Below are 20,360 nucleotides of genomic sequence, written 5' to 3'. Positions count from 1 at the left end.
GAAGGTCCGGTCCCCCTTATGATCGCAGGCGGGTCCGTCGGCAAGCATGCGACCACGGTCCGGACAGGCCGGACCCACCGCCCTCATCGACGGAGCACGACCCTTGTTCAAGCAGCGCCAGAACCGGAACATGTTTCAGGCCGCGTTCACCACGCTGGCGCTGATCTATCACCAGACGGTCTACAACCTGCGCACGGAACACCGCAACGCGGTGGTGGGCCTGCTGCTGACCATGGTGCAAAGCGCGCTGTTCGTGGTGGTGTTCCTGGCCATGTACGCGCTGATCGGGCTGAAAACCTCTCCGATCCGGGGGGATTTCCTGCTCTATATCATGTCGGGCATCTTCATCTTCATGCTGCATGTGCAGACGGTGGCGGCCGTCGCAGGCAGCCATTCGATCTCGTCGGGGATCATCAAGCACGAACCGCTGAACGCGGCGGTGCTGATCTCGGGGGCGGCGCTGTCGGTGCTCTATCGCCAGACGATCGGCTGCATCGTCATCCTGTCGATCTATCACCTGGGGTTCCAAGAGATCACGATCTACGACCCCCTGGGGGCGGGGGCTCTGTTCCTGCTGGCCTGGTTTTCGGGATGCTGCGTGGGGCTGGTGTTCCTGGGCATCCGGCCCTGGTCGCCGCAGGCCTGCAAAGTGCTGACGACGCTGTATCAGCGGATCAACATGTTCGCCTCGGGCAAGTTCTTCGTGGCCAACACGTTGCCCGGCTTCATCCTGCCCTGGTTCGCGTGGAACCCGCTGTTCCACCTGATCGACCAGGAGCGCGGGTTCCTGTTCATCAACTATTCGCCGCATCGGACCAGCCTGCTTTATCCGCTGTGGTTCTCGATCGCGGCGCTGATGATCGGGTTGCTGATCAACTTCACCACCCGCAAGTACGAATCCATCAGTTGGAGCGCGACCCAGTAGAAATCGCCGCATTTGCAGGCCCCTTCGGCCCATTTTGGGGCCTGGCGGTGCTTGCGGGGCCGAATTGCATCCCTATATACACCCCCGAAGCGGTTCGGAGGTTCCGGGCCGTTCACGCAAGGGATCGGGCCTCGGGGGCCACAACGGACCCGAAGTCCACGATATCGCCGCAAGAGAAGGTTATATTCACATGTCCAAAGTCATCGGCATCGACCTCGGCACCACCAACAGCTGCGTGGCCATCATGGACGGCAGCCAGCCCAAGGTCATCGAGAACAGCGAAGGCGCGCGCACGACGCCCTCGATCGTCGGCTTCAAGGACGGCGAACGTCTGGTCGGCCAGCCGGCCAAGCGCCAGGCCGTGACCAACCCCACCAACACCGTCTTTGCCGTGAAACGCCTGATCGGGCGCCGCATGGGCGACGAGGCCGTGGAAAAGGACCGCAAGATGGTCCCCTTCACCATCGCGGATGGCGGCAATGGCGACGCTTGGGTCGAGGTGCAGGGTGAGAAATACTCCCCCGCGCAGGTCAGTGCGATGATCCTTCAGAAGATGAAGGAGACCGCCGAAAGCTATCTGGGCGAGACCGTGACCCAGGCCGTGATCACCGTTCCGGCCTATTTCAACGACGCTCAGCGTCAGGCGACCAAGGATGCGGGCAAGATCGCCGGCCTCGAGGTCCTGCGCATCATCAACGAGCCGACCGCGGCCGCACTGGCCTATGGTCTGGACAAGAAGGAAACCAAGACGATCGCGGTCTATGACCTCGGCGGCGGGACCTTCGACATCACCATCCTGGAAATCGACGACGGGTTGTTCGAGGTGAAGTCCACGAACGGCGACACCTTCCTGGGTGGCGAAGATTTCGACATGCGGATCGTGAACTATCTGGCTGACGAGTTCAAAAAAGAGCACGGCGTCGATCTGTCCAAGGACAAGATGGCCCTGCAGCGCCTGAAGGAAGCCGCTGAAAAGGCCAAGATCGAGCTGTCCAGCAGCAGCCAGACCGAGATCAACCAGCCGTTCATCTCGATGGACAAGAACTCGGGCACGCCGCTGCACCTGGTCGTCAAGCTGACGCGCGCCAAGCTGGAAAGCCTGGTCGCGGACCTGATCAAGCGCACCATGAAGCCCGTCCAGGACGCGCTCAAGGATGCCGGCTGCTCCAAGTCCGACATCGACGAGGTCGTTCTGGTCGGGGGCATGACCCGCATGCCCAAGGTCGTGGCCGAGGTCACCGACTTCTTCGGCAAGGAGCCCCACAAGGGCGTGAACCCCGACGAGGTCGTGGCCCTGGGCGCCGCCATTCAGGCCGGCGTGCTGCAGGGTGACGTCAAGGACGTCGTGCTGCTGGACGTGACGCCCCTGTCCCTGGGCATCGAGACCCTGGGAGGCGTCTTCACCCGCCTGATCGACCGCAACACCACCATCCCGACCAAGAAATCGCAGATCTTCTCGACCGCCGAGGACAACCAGGGCGCCGTGACCATCCGCGTCTTCCAGGGCGAGCGGGAAATGGCGGCGGACAATAAGATGCTGGGCCAGTTCAACCTGGAGCACATCCCGCCCGCGCCGCGCGGCATGCCCCAGATCGAGGTGACCTTCGACATTGACGCCAACGGCATCGTGTCGGTGGCGGCCAAGGACAAGGGCACCGGCAAGGAGCAGACCATCACCATCGCGGCCTCGGGCGGTCTGACCGATGAGGATATCGAGCGGATGGTCAAGGACGCCGAGGCGAACGCCGAGGGCGACAAGACCCGCCGCGAGCTGGTCGAGGCCAAGAACCAGGCCGAAAGCCTGATCCACTCGACCAACAAGTCGCTGGCCGAGCATGGCGACAAGGTGGACGCCTCGACCGTCGAGGCGATCGAGCTGGCCATCGGCGCGCTGGAGGAATCGCTGAAATCCGAAGAGCCGGGCAAGATCCGCTCGGGCATCCAGAACGTGATGGACGCGTCCATGCGTCTGGGTGAGGCGATCTACAAGAACCAGCAGAGCGCCGAAGAGGCCGATCCGTCGGACCGTGACGCCCCGCGTGATGTCGACGACGACATCGTGGACGCCGATTTCGAAGATCTGGGCGACGACAAGAAGCGCGGCTGATCGGGGCCGCATCCCCTGACCGGGCCGGTCCGCCATCTGCTGCGGGCCGGCCTGTTTCATGGGGACAGCTGAACAGGACGACACATGAGCAAGCGTTGTTACTACGAAGTGCTCGGGGTCACGCGCGGGGCCTCGACCGACGAGATCAAGAAGGCCTATCGGATCAAGGCCAAGGAACTGCACCCTGACCGCAATCAGGACGATGCGACCGCCGAGGCCCGCTTCAAGGAAGCGAACGAGGCCTATGACTGCCTCAAGGACGAACAGAAAAAGGCGGCCTATGACCGCTTTGGCCATGCGGCCTTCGAGGGTGGCATGGGCGGCGGCGGCGGTGGACGCGGCCAGCATCCCGGCGATTTCGGCGCGGCCTTTGCCGATGTGTTCGAGGATCTGTTCGGCGACATGATGGGCCGTCGCGGTGGCGGTGGCGGCGGCCGGGCCCGCGCACAGCGCGGCCAGGACCTGCGCTACAACCTGCGCGTCACGCTGGAGGAGGCCTATCGCGGCGTCCAGAAACCGATTACGGTCCGCGGCTCGGTCGCCTGCGGCGAATGCGCGGGCACCGGGGCCGAGGGCGCGTCCCAGCCCGCCGCCTGCCCGACCTGCGCGGGCATGGGCAAGGTCCGCGCCCAACAGGGCTTTTTCACGGTCGAGCGCACCTGCCCCACCTGCGGCGGCGCGGGCCAGATCGTCAAGAACCCCTGCAAGGCCTGCCACGGCGCCGGGCGCCAGGAACGCGATCGGGCGCTGTCCGTGAACATTCCCGCGGGCGTCGAGACCGGCACCCGCATCCGTCTGGCCGGAGAGGGCGAGGCGGGGATGCGCGGCGGCCCGACCGGCGATCTTTACATCTTCATCGAGGTGGCCGAGCACGCGATCTTTCTGCGCGACGGCAAGATGCTGGCCTGCCAGGTGCCGGTCAGCATGGCCACGGCCGCCCTGGGCGGCGAGGTCGAGGTGCCGACGATCGACGGCGGGCGGGCCCGCGTCAAGGTTGCCGCCGGCAGCCAGACCGGCCGGCAGATGCGCCTGCGCGGCAAGGGCATGCCGCCTTTGCGCCACGGCCCCGGCGCGCAGGGCGATTTCGGCGACATGCTGATCGAACTGACCGTCGAGACGCCGGTCAACCTGACCCCGCGCCAGCGCGAGTTGCTGCGCGAGTTCGAGGCCGAAAAGGCCGATAACAGCCCGCAATCGGACGGCTTCTTCGACAAGGTCAAAAGCTTTTGGGATGGGATGACCCGGTAACGGGTTAACCCTTCCTTTACCGGTTCGGGCCATGATCGACGCATGGACCCGAATCGTGCCTTTCGCGAAATGCCCCTGCCGCTGTTCGCCCCGGCGGCCGATGATGTGGCCGCGGAACCGGCGAACGCGCCGGGAAAGGCGCCCTCCTATCTGGCCGATCACCGGGCGCGGCTGCGCGACCGGTTCATGCAGGGCGGGGCCGCCGCCATGCCCGATTACGAGCTGCTGGAGCTGGTGCTGTTCCGCGCCATCCCGCGCCAGGACGTCAAGCCGCTGGCCCGCCTGCTGATCGAGACCTTTGGCGATTTCAACCGCGTGGTCACGGCTGCGCCCACACGCCTGCTGGCCGTGGCCGGCGTCGGCCCTGCCGTCGTGACCGAGCTGAAGATCGTCGAGGCCGCGGCCCAACGCATGGCCCGCGCCCGCATCATGCACCGCCCGGTCCTGTCCAGCTGGCAATCGCTGCTGGATTATTGCCACACCGCCATGGCGCATCGCGAGATCGAGCAGTTCCGTGTGCTGTATCTGGACCGCAAGAACGTCCTGATCGCGGATGAGGAACAGTCGCGCGGCACCGTGGATCACGTCCCCGTCTATCCGCGCGAGATCATCCGCCGCGCGCTGGAGCTGAACGCCTCGGCGCTGATCCTGGTGCACAACCACCCCTCGGGCGATCCCACGCCCTCGGACAGCGACATCGCCATGACGACGCGCATCAGTCAGGCCGCCGACAGCATGGGAATCACCATCCACGACCATCTGATCATCGGCAAGTCGCGCGAACTCAGCTTTCGCTCGGAAGGGTTGCTGTGAGCGGAGCCTGCAACCGCGACACCCTGCCGCAGTGATGGCGCAAACGCGCGCTGCAATTGTGTCCGACGGGTCGAATTGCATCGGCATGCGACGGCTTATCATCTGGACTGACGAGGAATTGAGGGCTAGAACCGCCCCGCGAAGGCTGCGTTCGGACGCGGCCCGGAATGTCGTATCGGCCTGACTTTCGGCCCGAATTGGAGTATGACCCGTGTCCCACGCAGATGACCACGTAGGCACCCGGAGGGATTTCCTCTATTATGCCACGGCGGGCGCAGGCACGGTGGCCGCCGGTGCCGCCGCCTGGACCCTTGTGAATCAGATGAACCCGTCGGCGGATGTGCAGGCGCTTGCCTCGATCCAGGTCGATGTCAGCGGCATCGCGCCCGGTTCGCAGATCACCGTGCTGTTCCTGGGCAAGCCCGTGTTCATCCGCCGCCGCACCCCCGAGGAGATCGAGGCCGGCCGCGCGGTCGACCTGAACGATCTGCCCGACCGCAACGCGCAGAACCCCAACCTGGACGACAACGCCCCGGCGACCGACCAGAACCGCGCCCTGGACGACACGGGCGAGTGGCTGGTCCAGATCGGCGTCTGCACCCATCTGGGCTGCGTGCCCATCGGTGACGGCGCGGGCGATTTCGGCGGCTGGTTCTGCCCCTGCCACGGCAGCCACTATGACACCGCCGGCCGCATCCGCCGCGGGCCCGCGCCCGAGAACATGCACATTCCGCTGGCGTCGTTCGTGAACGACACCACCATCCAGCTGGGTTAAGGAGGGTTATCATGGCCGGAATACCGCACGACCATTACGAGCCCAAGACGGGCTTCGAGAATTGGCTGCACCGTCGACTGCCCGTCGCGGGGCTGCTCTACGACACGCTGATGATCCCCACGCCCAAGAACCTGAACTGGATGTGGATCTGGGGCATCGTCCTGGTCTTTTGTCTGCTTCTGCAGATCATCACCGGCGTCGTGCTGGTGATGCACTATACCCCGCATGTCGACATGGCCTTTGCCAGCGTCGAACACATCATGCGCAACGTGAATGGCGGGCATATGCTGCGCTATATCCACATGAACGGCGCGTCGCTGTTCTTCGTGGCGGTCTATCTGCACATCTTCCGCGGCCTCTATTACGGCAGCTACAAGGCCCCGCGCGAGGTCACCTGGATCATCGGCATGCTGATCTACATCCTGATGATGGCAACCGCCTTCATGGGATATGTGCTGCCCTGGGGTCAGATGTCCTTCTGGGGCGCGACCGTGATCACCGGCCTCTTTGGCGCCATCCCCGGCGTGGGCGAAACGCTGCAGACCTGGCTGCTGGGCGGACCGGCGGTCGGCAACGCGACGCTGAACCGCTTCTTCTCGTTGCATTACCTGCTGCCCTTCATCATCGCGGGCCTGGTGATCGTGCATGTGTGGGCCTTCCACTCGACGGGCAACAACAACCCGACGGGCATCGAGGTGCGCCGCACCAGCAAGGAAGAGGCCGAAAAGGACACCCTGCCCTTCTGGCCCTATTTCGTCATCAAGGACCTGTTCGCGCTGGCGCTGATCCTGGCGATCTTCTTTGCGATCGTGGGCTTCATGCCCAATTATCTGGGCCACCCGGACAACTATATCGAGGCGAACGCCCTGGCGACGCCCGCGCATATCGTGCCGGAATGGTACTTCCTGCCCTTCTACGCGATCCTGCGCGCCTTCGACGCCGAGGTCTGGCTGGTCCAGCTGGTGCAGTTCGCAACCTTCGGCATCGTGGACGCCAAGTTCTTCGGCGTGCTGGCGATGTTCGGTGCGATCGTCGTGATGGGTCTGGCCCCCTGGCTGGACACCAGCCGCGTGCGCTCGGGCCGCTATCGTCCGCAGTTCAAGTGGTGGTTCTGGCTGTTGGCCGCGGACTTCATGATCCTGATGTGGGTGGGCGCCATGCCGGCCGAAGGGATCTATCCCTATATCGCGCTGGCGGCCTCAGCCTATTGGTTCGCCTACTTCCTGGTGATCCTGCCCCTGCTGGGCGTGATCGAAAAGCCCGAGCCGATGCCGGCCACCATCGAGGAAGACTTCAACGCACATTACGCGCCCAAGGTTGGTGGAACCAGCCTGACGCAGCCGGCCGAGTGAGAGGACCCAGGATCATGCTGAAAGCATTTGCGATCGCCGCCGTCACGGCTCTTGGCCTGTCCGGCCCGGCGATGGCCGCAGGCGAGGCTGGGCATATCGAGGACGTTCCCTTCTCCTTCGAGGGTCCGTTCGGCTCGTTCGACCAGTTCCAGCTGCAGCGCGGGCTGCAGGTCTATACCGAGGTCTGCTCGGCCTGCCACGGGCTGCAATATGTCGCCATCCGCACCCTGTCGGATGACGGCGGCCCCGGCCTGCCCGAGGATCAGGTCCGTGCCTATGCGGCGGACCTGCTGCCGGTCTGGGACGAGGCCCTGGGCGAGGAACGTCCGCGCACCGTCACCGACCATTTCCCGACCATCCGGGGCGATGGCATGGGTCCCGACCTGTCGCTGATGGCCAAGGCGCGGGCGGGTTTCCACGGTCCCTACGGCACCGGCATCAACCAGTTGGTGCGCGGCATGGGCGGCCCGGAATACATCCACGCCCTGCTGACCGGCTATACCGGTGAGGACCAGGAACAGGCCGGAACGCTGCTGCACGGCAACTCCGCCTTCCCGGGCGGCTGGATCAGCATGGCGGCCCCACTGTCGGACGACCGAGTCACCTACGAGGACGGCACCCCCGCGACCGTTGATCAGATGTCGCTGGACGTGTCGGCCTTCCTGATGTGGACCGCCGAGCCCAAGATGATGGACCGCAAGGCCGTGGGCCTGGTCGCGGTGCTGTTCCTGCTGCTGCTGACCGTTCTGCTCTATCTGGTCAACAAGCGTCTGTGGGCACCCCACAAGGGCAAGCTGCCCGCCTGATCCGCTCTGGACAGCCCGACATGACAGGACGCGCCCCGCAACGGGCGCGTCTTTTCATATCTGGACAAGGCCCGGCCCGCCCGGTCACATGACCCACCAATCGCGGAGGCAGTCATGGCAATCTGGAACCTGGGCTCGATCAACATCGACCACGTCTATCGGCTGGACAGCCTGCCCCGTCCCGGAGAGACGCTGGCCTCGCGCGGCTATGCCGAGGGGCTGGGCGGCAAGGGCGCGAACCAGTCGGTCGCCGCCGCCCGTGCAGGCGCCACCACGCATCACCTGGGCGCGATGGGCCCGGGTGACGATTGGGTGCGCGACCGCCTGGCACAGGCGGGGGTCGACATGGGCCAGGTCGCGCGCCTGGACGATCAGGCCACCGGGCATGCGATCATCCTGCTGGATGCCGACGCGGAGAACGCCATCGTCATCCATCCCGGCGCGAACCGCGCCATAGACGAGGCCGCGCTGACGGACGCCCTTTCCGCGCTGTCCCCGTCCGACACGCTGCTGATCCAGAACGAGACGAACGGCCAGGTCGCCGCCGCCCAGGCCGCGCAGGCCCGGGGCGCGCGGGTGATCTATTCCGCGGCCCCCTTCGATCTGGAGGCGGTGCGCGCGGTCCTGCCCCATGTCTCGATCCTGGCGATGAACGAGGGCGAGGCGCAGCAGCTGTTCGCGGGTATTCCCGGCGATCTGCCGGTCCAGGGCCTGCTGATCACGCGGGGCGCCCACGGTGCCGAATATCGCGACCTGGCCACGGGCCAGGTCCACAGCCAGTCCTCGTTCCGGGTCACGCCCGTGGACACGACCGGCGCGGGCGACACCTTTGCGGGCTATTTCGCCGCTGCGCTGGACGGCGGCGCGGACGTCCCCGCCGCCCTGCGGCTGGCCTCGGGCGCGGCGGCGGTGAAGGTGACGCGGGCCGGGGCGGGCGACGCCATCCCCACCCGCGCCGAGGTCGACGCGTTCCTTGCCGATCAGCCGATCTGACCGCGCACGCCCCCGGTCTGCGCCCGGTCCATCAGCAGGTGGTCCAGGATCACGCAGGCGGCCATCGCCTCGGCCACGGGCACGGCGCGAATGCCGACGCAGGGGTCGTGACGGCCCTTGGTGATGACCTCGACCTCCTCCCCGCGCGAATTGATCGAGCGGCGAGGTGTCGTGATCGAGCTGGTCGGCTTGATCGCGAAGCGCACCACGATGTCCTGCCCGGTCGAGATGCCGCCCAGGATGCCGCCCGCATGATTCGACAGAAAGTCCGGCCCGTCCGGCCCCATGCGGATCTCGTCCGCGTTGTCGACGCCGGTCAGCGCGGCGGAGGCCATGCCCTCGCCGATCTCGACCGCCTTGACGGCGTTGATCGACATCATCGCGGCGGCCAGATCGGTGTCCAGCTTCGCATAGACCGGCGCGCCCAGACCGGGCGGACAGCCCTGAACACAGACCTCGATCGCCGCGCCGACGCTGTTCTGATCCTTGCGGATGCCGTCCAGATAATCGGACCAGGCCTGAACCGCGCCCGCATCGGGCAGAAAGAACGGGTTGTCGTTCACGACCGACAGGTCCATCCGCGCGCGGTCCAGATGCAGCGCCCCCATCTGCACCATGTAACCGGTGATCTTCAGCTGGGGCACCAATGCGGCCAGCACCGCCTGTGCCACGGCCCCCGCCGCGACCCGCGCCGCGGTTTCGCGCGCGGACGACCGGCCCCCGCCGCGATAATCGCGGACCCCGTATTTCAGGTGATAGGTGATGTCGGCGTGACCCGGGCGAAAGCTGGTGGCGATATCGCCGTAATCCTTGGACCGCTGGTCGGTATTCTCGATCATCAGCTGGATCGCGGTGCCGGTGGTGACCCCCTCGAACACGCCCGACAGGATGCGCACCTGATCGGGTTCGCGCCGCTGCGTGGTGTGTTTGCTGGTGCCGGGACGGCGGCGATCCATGAAGCCCTGGATGTAGGCTTCCGTCAGCGGCACGCCGGGGGGCACGCCGTCCACGGTCGCGCCCAAAGCGGGACCGTGGCTTTCACCCCAGGTGGTGAACCGGAACTCGCGGCCGAAGGTGTTGTAGCTCATGGGCGCGTCTCCTCGGACAGGGCTTTCAATTCATAGATCAGTTCCAGCGCCTCGCGCGGGCTGAGCGTGTCGGGATGCACCGCGCGCAGACGGTCGTCCAGCGGGCGGGCCTTGGGCGGGGGCGGCGGGGCGGCGCGGAACAGCGGCAGGTCGTCGATCAGCGCGACGGGCCGCGCGGCCTGCCGTTCGCCCGATTCCAGCGCGTCCAGAACGGCGCGGGCGCGGTCCACGACCGACGTGGGCAGACCCGCCAGCTTGGCCACCTGCACGCCATAGGACCGATCCGCCGCGCCCTTGCGGACCTCGTGCAGAAAGATCACCTCGCCCTGCCATTCGCGGACGGTGACGGTGGCATTCTCGACCCCGTCCAGCTTGGCCGACAGGGCGGTCATCTCATGGTAATGCGTCGCGAACAGCGCGCGACAGCGGTTCATGCCGTGCAGATGCTCCATCACCGCCCAGGCAATGGACAGCCCGTCCCAGGTCGATGTGCCGCGCCCGATCTCGTCCAGGATCACCAGCGCGCGGTCATCGGCCTGATTGAGGATCGCGGCCGTCTCGACCATCTCGACCATGAAGGTCGACCGGCCCCGCGCCAGATCGTCGGCGGCGCCCACGCGGCTGAACAGCTGGCTGACCAGCCCAATATGGGCATCGCGCGCGGGCACGAAGGCCCCTGCCTGCGCCAGCACCGCAATCAGCGCGTTCTGCCGCAGAAATGTCGACTTGCCCGCCATGTTCGGCCCGGTCAGCAGCCAGATGGCCGGCGTCGCCCCCGTGGTCAGGTCGCAATCATTGGCGACAAAGCTCTGCGCCTTGCGCCGCAGCGCGCGTTCCACCACCGGGTGCCGCCCGCCCGTGATCACAAAGGCGCGGCTGTCATCCACGCGGGGCCGGACCCAGCCCTCGCCCGTGGCCAGGTCCGCGAAGGCTCCGGCCAGATCGATCTCGGCCAGCGCGCGGGCGGCCTGTCCGACCTGGGCCGCGTAATCCAGCACGGCGCGGCGCAGGCGGTCAAAGACCCCGCGCTCGATCTCCAGCGCGCGGTCGCGGGCGTTCAGGATGCGGGTCTCCAGCTCCGACAGCTCCACCGTGGTGAACCGGATCTGGTTCGCGGTCGTCTGGCGATGGATGAAGGTCTGGTTCAGCGGCGCGGCCATCATGCGTTCGGCATGGGTGGTCGTCGTTTCGATGAAATAGCCCAGCACGTTGTTATGCTTGATCTTCAGGCTGGGCACGCCCGCCAGTGCGGCGTAATCGGCCTGCATCCCGGCGATGACGCCCCGCCCCTCGTCGCGCAACCGGCGGGTCTGGTCCAGATCGGCGTCATGCCCCTCGGCTACGAAACCGCCATCCCGCGCCAGCAGCGGCGGCTCGGCCACCAGCGCGTCATCCAGAACCGCCACCAGCGCCTCATGGCCCACCAGATCGCCCGCCGCATCGCGCAGCACCGGTGCTGCGTCACCCGGCAGCCGCGCGGCAATCGCCGCCCCCTGCGCCAGCCCGGCGCGAATCGCGGCCAGATCGCGCGGCCCGCCCCGGTCCAGCGCCAGCCGCGACAGCGCCCGGTCCATGTCCGGCACCCGCGCCAGCGCGCCGCGCAGATCGGCCAACAGCCGCGCATCCGCAGCCAGCGCCGCCACCGCATCATGCCGGGCCGCGATCAGCGCCAGATCGCGCGACGGCGCGCTGATCCGACGCTCCAGCAGGCGCGCGCCGGGGGCAGTCACGGTGCGGTCGATCGCGGCCAGCAGCGACCCTTCGCGCCCGCCGGACAGGGCCTGCGTCAGCTCTAGATTGCGCCTTGTGGCCGCGTCGATCTGCATCGCGCCGCCCGCGCGTTCGCGCATGGGCGGGCGCAGCAGGGGCAGCTTGCCCTTTTGCGTCATGTCCAGATAGTCGACGATGGCGCCCATCGCCGACAGCTCGGCCCGGGTAAAGGTGCCGAACCCGTCCAGCGTCTCGACCCCGTACAACGCGCACAGCCGCCGCGCGCCGGCGTTGCTGTCGAATGCGGACGCATGCAGGTCGGTCAGCGCCGCGCCCGCATCCGCGACCAGCTCTTCAAGGCCCGTGTCGCAGGCCAACACCTCGCGCGGGGCCAGCCGCGCCAGTTCGGGCGCCAGACGCGGCAGCGCGCAGTCCATGACCGAGAACGCGCCGGTCGAAATATCGACCCAAGCCAGCGCCCCTTCGTCGCGGATCACCGCAAAGGCCGCCAGATAATTGTGGCGCCGCGCCTCCAGCAGCGATTCCTCGGTCAGGGTGCCGGGGGTGACCAGGCGGACCACGTCGCGGGCCACGACCGATTTCGACCCGCGCTTCTTGGCCTCGGCGGGGTCCTCCATCTGTTCGGCGATGGCCACCCGGAACCCCTTGCGGATCAGAGTCAGCAGATAGCCCTCGGCCGCGTGGACCGGCACGCCGCACATCGGGATGGGCTCCCCCAGATGAGTGCCGCGTTTCGTCAGCGCGATGTCCAGTGCGGCGGCCGCGGCCACCGCGTCGTCAAAGAACATCTCGTAGAAATCGCCCATGCGATAGAACAGCAGCGCGCCGGGATTGGCCTCCCGGATCGCCAGGTATTGCGCCATCATCGGCGTGGGCTGATCAGACATGTCCTTGGTCATGGGCGGTTTCTATCCGCTTGCGCGGACGCGCGAAACCTCTACATTCGGGGCAACCTCGGGGTGCCCTGTCGGGCTGAGACGCGCATGCGGACCCGTTGAACCTGATCCGGGTCAAACCGGCGGAGGGAAGGTGCGGCACACCCTTCTTTCGTGATCCCTGAAAGGAAGGCCGCCGATGAAATCCATCCTGATTCCCGCCCTGCTGCTGGCCACCCCCGTGATCGCGCAGGACCGCGTCCTGACCGTCTATGCCGGCGACAGCGTCACCAGCGAATGGGGCCCCGGCCCCGCCATCGAACAGGGGTTCGAGGCGATCTGCGATTGCGACCTGCAATTCGTGACCGGCGACGTGCTGCCCCGCGTGATGATGGAGGGGGCGGGCACCCAGGCCGACATCGTCTTTGGCCTGAACACCGACATGACCGCGCGCGCCCGCGCATCGGGCCTGTTCGCACCGCACGGGCAGGACACGTCCGACCTGTCGCTGCCCATCGCGTGGGAGGATGAGATCTTCCTGCCTTACAACTGGGGTGAGACGGCCTTTGTCTATGACAGCACCCGGCTGGAGAACCCGCCCGCCAGCTTTGCCGAGCTGCTGGAGGCCGAGGATATCCGCATCGTCATCCAGGACCCGCGCAGTTCCGTGTCGGGTCTGGCGATGCTGCTCTGGGTCAAGTCGGTCTATGGCGATCAGGCGGGCGAGGCCTGGGCCAAGCTGGCCCCCAAGGTGCTGACCGTCACCCGCGGCTGGTCGGAATCCTATGGCCTGTTCACGGATGGAGAGGCGGATATGGTGCTGTCCTACACCACCTCCCCCGCCTATCACATCGCCGCCGAGGAGGACGACACCAAGCGCGCCGCGATCTTCCCCGAGGGGCATTACTTCATGGCCGAACTGGTGGCCCAGGTGGCCGGCACCGACCAGCCCGAACTGGCCCAGCAGTTCATGGACTGGGTGCTGACCCCCGATTTCCAGGCGACGATCCCGCTGGCCAACTGGTCCCTGCCCGCCAAACTGCCGCAGGATGACTGGCCGCAGGTGATGCGCGACCTGCCGCGCCCCGACACCACGCTGTTCCTCTCCGAAGACGAGGCCGAGGCCCTCCGCGCCCCCGCCCTGGACGAATGGCAGCGGGCCTTCCGCTGAGCATCGGCCACGCCATCGCGGGGGCGCTGGCAGCCCTGATCCTGGGCACGCTGGCGGCGGTGGCCTGGGTGGCGGGCGGGCTGTCGGGCCTGACCGAATGGGACCTGCGCGCCGTCTGGTTCACGCTGTGGCAGGCGGCGCTGTCCGCAACCCTGTCGGCGGCGCTGGCCGTGCCGGTCGCCCGTGCGCTGGCGCGGCGGCGGTTCCGGGGGCGCGGGCTGCTGGTCACGCTGCTGGGCGCGCCCTTCATCCTGCCGGTGATCGTGGCGGTGCTGGGCCTGATCGCGATCTTTGGCCGCAACGGCGCGCTGAACGGCGCGCTGGAGGCCGTGGGTCTGCCCGCCATCGGCATCTATGGCTGGCAGGGGGTGATCCTGGCGCATGTGTTCTTCAACCTGCCGCTGTCGGTGCGGCTGATCCTGCAGGGCTGGCAGGCGATCCCGGCGGAACGCTTCCGGCTGGCCGCCAGCCTTGATTTCGCGCCCCGCGACATCGCCCGCCATCTGGAACGCCCGATGCTGCGCGGCGTGCTGCCGGGCGTCTGGCTGGCGGTGTTCCTGGTCTGCCTGACCTCGTTCACGGTGGCGCTGGCCTTGGGCGGGGGGCCGCGGGCGACCACGGTCGAGCTGGCGATCTATCAGGCATTCCGGTTCGATTTCGATCTGGGGCGGGCGGCGGCCCTGGGGCTGGTGCAGATCGCGATCTGCGTGGGCGCGGCCCTGCTGGCGGCGCGCATCGCAATTCCGGCGGGCTTTGGCGCGGGGCTGGACGCGGTGGGCGGACCGCCCGCGCCCGGCGGCTGGCGGCGGCTGGCGGATGCGGCGGTGATCGCGGCGGCGGCGGCGTTCCTGCTGGCGCCACTGATCTCGGTCACGCTGGCCGGGCTGCCGCGCCTGACCACCCTGCCGCCCGAGGTCTGGCAGGCCACCCGGCGGTCGGTACTGATGGCGGTGACCTCGGCTCTGCTGGCGTCGGGGGCGGCGCTGGCGCTGGCTCTGACCATCGCGCGCGGTGGGGCGCGGTGGGTCGAGGGGGCGGGCATGCTGCCGCTGATCGCCTCTCCGCTGGTGCTGGGGACGGGGCTGTTCATCCTGCTGCGCGGGACGGTCACGCCGCAGCAGATGGCCCTGCCGGTCACCGCGCTGATCAACGCGGCCATGGCGCTGCCCTTCGCGCTGCGCGCACTAATCCCGGCGGCGCGCACGCTGCAGGACGATTACGGCAGGCTGGCCGCCTCGCTGGACCTGCGGGGCTGGGCGCGGCTGCGGCTGCTGGTGCTGCCGCGCCTGGCGCGACCCCTGGGCTTTGGCGCTGGGCTGGCGGCGGCGCTGGCGATGGGCGATCTGGGTGTGATCACCTTGTTCGCGGGCGATAATCCGACGCTGCCGCTGATGCTGTATCAGCTGATGAACGGCTATCGGATGGCGGATGCGGCGGCCTGCGCGCTGCTGCTGATGGCGATCAGCCTGGCCCTGTTCTGGGCCTTTGACAGGGGAGGCCGCCATGGCGCTTGAATTCCGCGACATCCTTCTGCGTCAGGATGATTTCACCCTAACCGCCGACCTGACCGTTCCCGCGGGCAGGCATGCCGTCATCGGTGCCTCCGGCTCCGGCAAATCGACCCTGCTGGCGCTGGTGGCGGGGTTTCTGGCCCCGACCCAAGGACGCCTGCTGTGGGAGGGGCAGGACATCACCGCGATGCCGCCTGGAAAACGCCCCGTCTCGATCCTGTTTCAGCACAACAATTTGTTTCCGCATCTGAGCGTGAAACAAAATATAGGGATGGGCCTGCGCCCGGACCTGCGGCTGAACCGCGCGCAGCAGGCCCGCGTGGCCCAGGTGCTGGACCAGGTCGGCCTGTCCTGCCTGGGCGCGCGCCGCCCCGATGCCCTGTCAGGTGGCCAGCAAAGCCGCGTGGCGCTGGCTCGCGTGCTGCTGCGGGCACGCCCCCTGCTGCTGCTGGACGAACCCTTCGCGGCGCTTGGCCCGGCGCTCAAGGCCGAGATGCTGGCCCTGTTGGCGCAGATCGCCGCCGACACCACCGTGCTGATGGTCACCCATGACCCCGCCGATGCCCGCGCCTTTGCCCCCGACACCCTGCTGGTCGAGGGGGGGCGCGTCCACCCGCCGCGCCCGACCGGGCCGCTGCTGGACGATCCGCCGCCGGGGCTGCGGGCCTATCTGGGCTGAAACCGCAGGATCGCGCTGCCGTCATCGGGGTCGGTCAGCCGCTGCGCCCGCACGCCGAAGACGTCGCACAGCAGCGCATCGTCCAGAACCTGCGCGGGCGGGCCAAGCGCCACCAGCCGCCCCGCCTGCATCACCGCCAGCCGGTCACAGCGCATCGCTTGGTTCAGATCGTGCAGCGCCATCACCACGGTCAGCGGCAGGCGCGCCACCAGATCCAGCACCTGCAGCTGGTGGCGGATGTCCAGATGGTTCGTCGGCTCGTCCAGCATCAGGATGCGGGGGGTCTGGGCCAGCGCGCGGGCGATATGGACGCGCTGGCGCTCTCCCCCCGACAGCGAGGCCCAATCGCGGGCCTCGAACCCAGCCATGTCCAGCAGGGACAGGGCGTGGGTGACATGCGCCTCGTCCTGGGGGGACCAGGGGGCGCGCGCGTCCAGCCAGGGGGTGCGGCCCAGCTCGACCGCGTCGCGGACGGTCAGGCGCTGTGCCGTCTCCGAGAATTGCGCGACAAAGGCCAGGCGGCGCGCCACCCCGCGCGGCCCCAGGGCCGCCAGCGGTTGCCCCTCCAGCGTGACCTGTCCCTGATCGGGGCGCAGCAGCCCGGCCAGCAGCCGCATCAATGTCGATTTGCCCGACCCGTTCGGGCCGATCAGGCCCAGGACCTCGCCCTCCTGCACCGCCAGGGTGACGCCGTCCACGATGCGCGCACCGCCGCGGCGCAGGGTCAGATCCTGGCCCGACAGCATCACGACGCCCCCCGGTGGCGGATCAGGATCACCGCAAAGATCGGCGCGCCGACCAGCGCGGTCACCACCCCGATGGGCAGCACCTGCCCCGGGATCAGCACCCGCGACAGGATGTCGGCCCCGATCAGGAAGACCGCCCCGATCAGCGCCGATGCCGGCACCAGCCGCCCGTGCCGCACGCCGACCAGCAGCCGCGCGGCATGGGGCACCACCAGGCCCACGAAGCCGATGGCCCCGGTGATCGACACCATCACGGCGGCCGCCATCGCCGCGGCCCCGATCAGCACCACCTGAACCCGCCGCACCGGCACCCCCAGAGAGGCCGCCGATTCCGCGCCAAAGGCGAATGCGTCCAGACTGCGCGCATGGGCCGCCACCACGATCAGTGCGATCAGCGCGGCGGGAACGGCCAGATGCACATCGGGCCAGCGCACCCCCGACAGATTGCCCAGCAGCCAGAACATCAGCCCGCGCGCCTGTTCCGCGCTGGCCGATTTCGCGATCACGAAGGAGGTCAGCGCGTTGAACAGCTGCGACCCGGCGATGCCCGCCAGCACGATCTGTCCCGCGCCGCGCGCGCCCGGCCCGCCGCCCGACAGCCGCGCCAGCCCCGCGACCAGCGCGAAGGCGGTCAGCGCGCCCATCAGCGCGCCGCCCGACATGGCGACCATGCCGCCGCCCAAGCCCGCCACCGTCACCAGCACCGCCCCGGTCGAGGCGCCAGCCGAAATGCCCAGCAGCCAGGGGTCCGCCAGCGCGTTGCGCAGCAGCGATTGCAGGACCAGCCCGCAGATCGCCAGCCCCGCCCCGCAGGCCCCCGCAACCAGCGTGCGCGGCAGGCGATAGGACCAGATGATCCCCGCCTCGATCGCGTCCAGCGCGTGATCGGCGCCCCACAGGCGGTTGGCCAGAACCTGCAGGACGGTCGTCACGGAAATCGGGGTTTCCCCGATGCAGATCCCGGCCAGCAGGGCCGCGGTCAGCACCGCCGTGACCCAGGCCGCCTGCCGGGCGGCACGTAGCCCCTGGCGGGTCAGGGGCGCGCTGGCCGCGGCCACGCTCATCGCGGCAGGTCCGCCATGGCGTCGGTCAGCGCCTCCAGCCCGTCGATCATGCGGATGCCGGCATGCATCGCCTCGGCGTCCAGGATGACGATGCGGCCTTCGCGCACGGCGGTCATCTGGCTGGTCACGGGGTCGCGGGCCAGGAAGTCCAGCTTGGCCTGGTGGTCATCGGCGGGAAAGCGGCGGCGGTCCATCCGCGCGATCACGATGACGGACGGATCGGCGCGGGCGATGCTTTCCCAGCCCACGGTCGGCCATTCCTCGTCCGAGGTCACGACATTGCGCAGGCCCAGGGCGCGCAGCATCCAGGCCGGGATGCCCCGCCCGCCCGCGACATAGGGATCGACCTCCAGATGCGCCGACGAGAACCACACCACAGCCGAGGCATCGGGCAGGTCCAGCGCCTGCGCGCGATCGACCGCCGCAGCCTCTCGCGCGCGCAGGTCCGCGACCACGGCGTCGCCCCGATCGGACAGGTCCATGATGGCCGCGATCTCGTCGATGCTTTGATACAGGGTGGCGATGTCGAAATCGGCCAGGCGGGTGCCGTCGGCGCCGACGGTGTTGTTCTTGTCCGCGCAATCGGTCGGCATGACATAGGCGGGGATGCCCAGATCGGCGAACTGGTCGCGCGTGCCCACCACGCCCTGCGCGCCGATCATCCAGTCGAACATCGTCGGCACGAAACCGGGGCGCTTGTTCACCACGGCCTCAAATCCGGGCATGTTGTCGGCGATGCGCTCGACCCCCGCATCGGCCTCGGCAAAGGCGGGCAGAACCGCGTTGAACCATAGCGCGGTGCCCGCCATGCGGTCCTGCGCCTGCAGGGCATAGAGGATCTCGGTCGTGGATTGCCCGATGGAGACCACGTTGTCGGGCGGGCCGTCAAAGGTCAGCGGCCAGCCGCAATTGTCCAGGGTCAGCGGGTATTGGGTCGGCGCGGCCTGCGCCATCAGGGGGGCCAGCAGCAGGGCTGTGACCGGAATAAGCCGTGTCATCCGTCTTCCTTCCCGAAGAACGGGGGCAGGGGCCGGAAAACCGCGCGCAAGGACCCGGGGGCCACGACATCGCACGTCCCCCAAGGCACCCCGCCCGGTTGAAGTGTCGATGATGGCAGGTCTCCTGACTGGCGGATCGCGGGCTGTTCCGGCCTTCCCGCCCCCCGAGGGGACAGTGGCATCGTCGGAACGCCTAGCCGCTTACAGTTGCGGGGGCAGTCGCGGGTTCGGCGCCTGATGGCTACACCTCACCGCGTTCCCTTTTCATCCGGCAGGAACCTTGGCCCGCCGGAAACCATCGCCGCCTGAATGGCGCGCCGGCGGCCGGGCGTCAAGCGCGGATCAGACGATCCACAGCCGGATCAGAAAGGCCACCGTGCCGATGACCGCGACGCTGGCCAGCCACAACCCCACGAACCAGCCCAGCTTGCGCAGGGGTGCGGGCATCAGTGATACCCCTCGTTCGGGTCGATCTTGCCGCGGAACACCCAATAGGAATAGGCCGTATAGGCCAGGATCACCGGGATCAGCACCGAGGCGCCGACCAGCATGAAGATCTGGCTGTTCTCGGGGGCGGCGGCCTCCCAGATGGTGACCTGAACGGGGACGATATAGGGGAACATCGAGAATCCCAGCCCCGCAAAGCCCAGGATGAACATGCCCAGGGCGAACAAAAACGGCCAGTAGTCGTGGTGATTGACCATCAGCGTGCGGAACATGCCAAAGGCCAGGGCCAGCACCGCCGCCCCGACGCCCGCCGCCAGGATGATGTTCCAACCCCCGAACCAGCGGCTGTAATAGCCGTCCTGCAGGAACGGCGTCCACAGGCTGACCACGCCCATGAACACGACCGTCGCGACGCCCAGGACCCAGGCCCGCTTGCGCATCCGGTCCTGCAGCGGGCCTTCGGTCTTCATCACCAGCCAGGTCGCGCCCAGCAGGGCATAGCCGACCATGACCGCGACGCCCACCATCAGCGTGAAGGGCGTCAGCCAGTCCCACCAGCCGCCCGAATACTGTCGCGCGGCCTTGTCGATGTCGATGCCCTGCAGCAGCCCGCCCAGAGTGATCCCCTGCGCCAGCGCCGCCATCGCCGATCCCCCGATGAAGGCCACGTCCCAGACCTTTCGCCAGCGCGTCGTCCGCCAGCGGAATTCGAACGCGACCCCGCGAAAGATCAGCGCCAGCAGCATCGCCATGATCGGCGCGTAAAGCGCGGGCAGGATCAGCGCATAGGCCAGCGGAAAGGCCGCGAACAGCCCGCCCCCGCCCAGCACCAGCCAGGTCTCGTTGCCGTCCCAGACCGGCGCGACCGAGTTCATCATGACGTCGCGGTCATGGCCTTCGGGTTCGACCGCGAACAGCATGCCCAACCCCAGGTCGAACCCGTCCAGCACCACATAGACCAGCACCGCAAAGGCGATGATGAAGGCCCAGATGACGGTCAGATCCAGCGAAACGCCTTCGGCAATGGGCAT

Annotated in this window: 18 protein-coding genes and 2 riboswitches; of the genes, 11 read left to right on the top strand and 7 right to left on the bottom strand. The window is 68.0% G+C overall.

The features are described from left to right. Positions 1 to 103 precede the first annotated feature (103 nt). The 8 genes from FA740_RS07440 (at position 104) to FA740_RS07405 (ending at position 9,019) form a co-directional block, all read left to right on the top strand. On the top strand, positions 104 to 925 hold the full coding sequence (locus FA740_RS07440) for an ABC transporter permease (RefSeq protein WP_136856141.1): 822 nt from the start codon (positions 104 to 106) through the stop codon (positions 923 to 925). 190 nt (positions 926 to 1,115) lie between these two features. After that, positions 1,116 to 3,032, top strand: coding sequence for a molecular chaperone DnaK (gene dnaK, locus FA740_RS07435; RefSeq protein WP_136856140.1), 1,917 nt, complete (start codon positions 1,116 to 1,118; stop codon positions 3,030 to 3,032). Between the two features lie 84 nt (positions 3,033 to 3,116). Then, positions 3,117 to 4,280 (top strand): molecular chaperone DnaJ, encoded by a 1,164-nt coding sequence (gene dnaJ, locus FA740_RS07430; protein ID WP_136856139.1) that lies wholly within the window; start codon positions 3,117 to 3,119, stop codon positions 4,278 to 4,280. Positions 4,281 to 4,322: 42 nt separating this feature from the next. Further along, positions 4,323 to 5,093, top strand: coding sequence for a RadC family protein (gene radC, locus FA740_RS07425; RefSeq protein WP_136856138.1), 771 nt, complete (start codon positions 4,323 to 4,325; stop codon positions 5,091 to 5,093). 211 nt (positions 5,094 to 5,304) lie between these two features. Next, entirely contained in the window at positions 5,305 to 5,868 is a 564-nt protein-coding gene (gene petA / locus FA740_RS07420) for a ubiquinol-cytochrome c reductase iron-sulfur subunit (protein WP_136856137.1), read from the top strand. Positions 5,869 to 5,879: 11 nt separating this feature from the next. Beyond that, on the top strand, positions 5,880 to 7,220 hold the full coding sequence (petB, locus tag FA740_RS07415; RefSeq protein WP_136856136.1) for a cytochrome b: 1,341 nt from the start codon (positions 5,880 to 5,882) through the stop codon (positions 7,218 to 7,220). Between the two features lie 14 nt (positions 7,221 to 7,234). Next, the gene (locus FA740_RS07410; RefSeq protein WP_136856135.1) at positions 7,235 to 8,026 is read left to right on the top strand and encodes a cytochrome c1; all 792 of its coding nucleotides are present in this window, start codon (positions 7,235 to 7,237) and stop codon (positions 8,024 to 8,026) included. 114 nt (positions 8,027 to 8,140) lie between these two features. Further along, complete coding sequence (locus tag FA740_RS07405; RefSeq protein WP_136856134.1) at positions 8,141 to 9,019, top strand: ribokinase; 879 nt, start codon at positions 8,141 to 8,143, stop codon at positions 9,017 to 9,019. On the opposite strand, the gene aroC is transcribed toward FA740_RS07405, so the two are convergent. After that, positions 9,007 to 10,107, bottom strand: coding sequence for a chorismate synthase (gene aroC, locus FA740_RS07400; protein ID WP_136856133.1), 1,101 nt, complete (start codon positions 10,105 to 10,107; stop codon positions 9,007 to 9,009). The two genes, FA740_RS07405 and aroC, sit on opposite strands and share 13 nt — an antisense overlap. Then, positions 10,104 to 12,725, bottom strand: coding sequence for a DNA mismatch repair protein MutS (gene mutS / locus FA740_RS07395; protein ID WP_136856132.1), 2,622 nt, complete (start codon positions 12,723 to 12,725; stop codon positions 10,104 to 10,106). The genes aroC and mutS overlap by 4 nt, the downstream gene beginning before the upstream one ends. 58 nt (positions 12,726 to 12,783) lie before the next feature. Then, positions 12,784 to 12,882, top strand: a riboswitch (TPP riboswitch). Between the two features lie 30 nt (positions 12,883 to 12,912). On the opposite strand from mutS, the gene FA740_RS07390 reads away from it, so the two are divergent. The 3 genes from FA740_RS07390 to FA740_RS07380 are packed head-to-tail and all read left to right on the top strand — an operon-like array spanning position 12,913 to position 16,074. Beyond that, complete coding sequence (locus FA740_RS07390) at positions 12,913 to 13,884, top strand: thiamine ABC transporter substrate-binding protein (RefSeq protein ID WP_136856131.1); 972 nt, start codon at positions 12,913 to 12,915, stop codon at positions 13,882 to 13,884. Beyond that, the gene (locus FA740_RS07385; protein WP_136856130.1) at positions 13,863 to 15,398 is read left to right on the top strand and encodes an ABC transporter permease subunit; all 1,536 of its coding nucleotides are present in this window, start codon (positions 13,863 to 13,865) and stop codon (positions 15,396 to 15,398) included. The genes FA740_RS07390 and FA740_RS07385 overlap by 22 nt, the downstream gene beginning before the upstream one ends. Further along, the gene (locus tag FA740_RS07380; RefSeq protein WP_136856129.1) at positions 15,388 to 16,074 is read left to right on the top strand and encodes a thiamine ABC transporter ATP-binding protein; all 687 of its coding nucleotides are present in this window, start codon (positions 15,388 to 15,390) and stop codon (positions 16,072 to 16,074) included. Before FA740_RS07385 ends, FA740_RS07380 begins: the two co-directional genes overlap by 11 nt. On the opposite strand, the gene FA740_RS07375 is transcribed toward FA740_RS07380, so the two are convergent. From FA740_RS07375 to cydB, 5 genes are all read right to left on the bottom strand, one after another. Then, on the bottom strand, positions 16,062 to 16,823 hold the full coding sequence (locus tag FA740_RS07375; protein ID WP_420873137.1) for an ABC transporter ATP-binding protein: 762 nt from the start codon (positions 16,821 to 16,823) through the stop codon (positions 16,062 to 16,064). The two genes, FA740_RS07380 and FA740_RS07375, sit on opposite strands and share 13 nt — an antisense overlap. Further along, the gene (locus FA740_RS07370; RefSeq protein ID WP_136856127.1) at positions 16,820 to 17,884 is read right to left on the bottom strand and encodes a FecCD family ABC transporter permease; all 1,065 of its coding nucleotides are present in this window, start codon (positions 17,882 to 17,884) and stop codon (positions 16,820 to 16,822) included. The genes FA740_RS07375 and FA740_RS07370 overlap by 4 nt, the downstream gene beginning before the upstream one ends. Next, complete coding sequence (locus FA740_RS07365; protein ID WP_136856126.1) at positions 17,881 to 18,882, bottom strand: ABC transporter substrate-binding protein; 1,002 nt, start codon at positions 18,880 to 18,882, stop codon at positions 17,881 to 17,883. Before FA740_RS07365 ends, FA740_RS07370 begins: the two co-directional genes overlap by 4 nt. Positions 18,883 to 18,979: 97 nt before the next feature. Further along, positions 18,980 to 19,197: riboswitch (cobalamin riboswitch) on the bottom strand. 27 nt (positions 19,198 to 19,224) lie between these two features. Next, positions 19,225 to 19,329 (bottom strand): DUF2474 family protein, encoded by a 105-nt coding sequence (locus tag FA740_RS07360; RefSeq protein ID WP_136856125.1) that lies wholly within the window; start codon positions 19,327 to 19,329, stop codon positions 19,225 to 19,227. Next, on the bottom strand, positions 19,329 to 20,360 hold the full coding sequence (cydB, locus tag FA740_RS07355; RefSeq protein ID WP_136856124.1) for a cytochrome d ubiquinol oxidase subunit II: 1,032 nt from the start codon (positions 20,358 to 20,360) through the stop codon (positions 19,329 to 19,331). Before cydB ends, FA740_RS07360 begins: the two co-directional genes overlap by 1 nt.

It is taken from the genome of Paracoccus hibiscisoli (assembly GCF_005048265.1).
Classification (GTDB): domain Bacteria; phylum Pseudomonadota; class Alphaproteobacteria; order Rhodobacterales; family Rhodobacteraceae; genus Paracoccus; species Paracoccus hibiscisoli.
The sequence above is the reverse complement of the archived record's forward strand: the minus strand, read 5'-3'. Positions and strand labels throughout refer to the sequence as shown.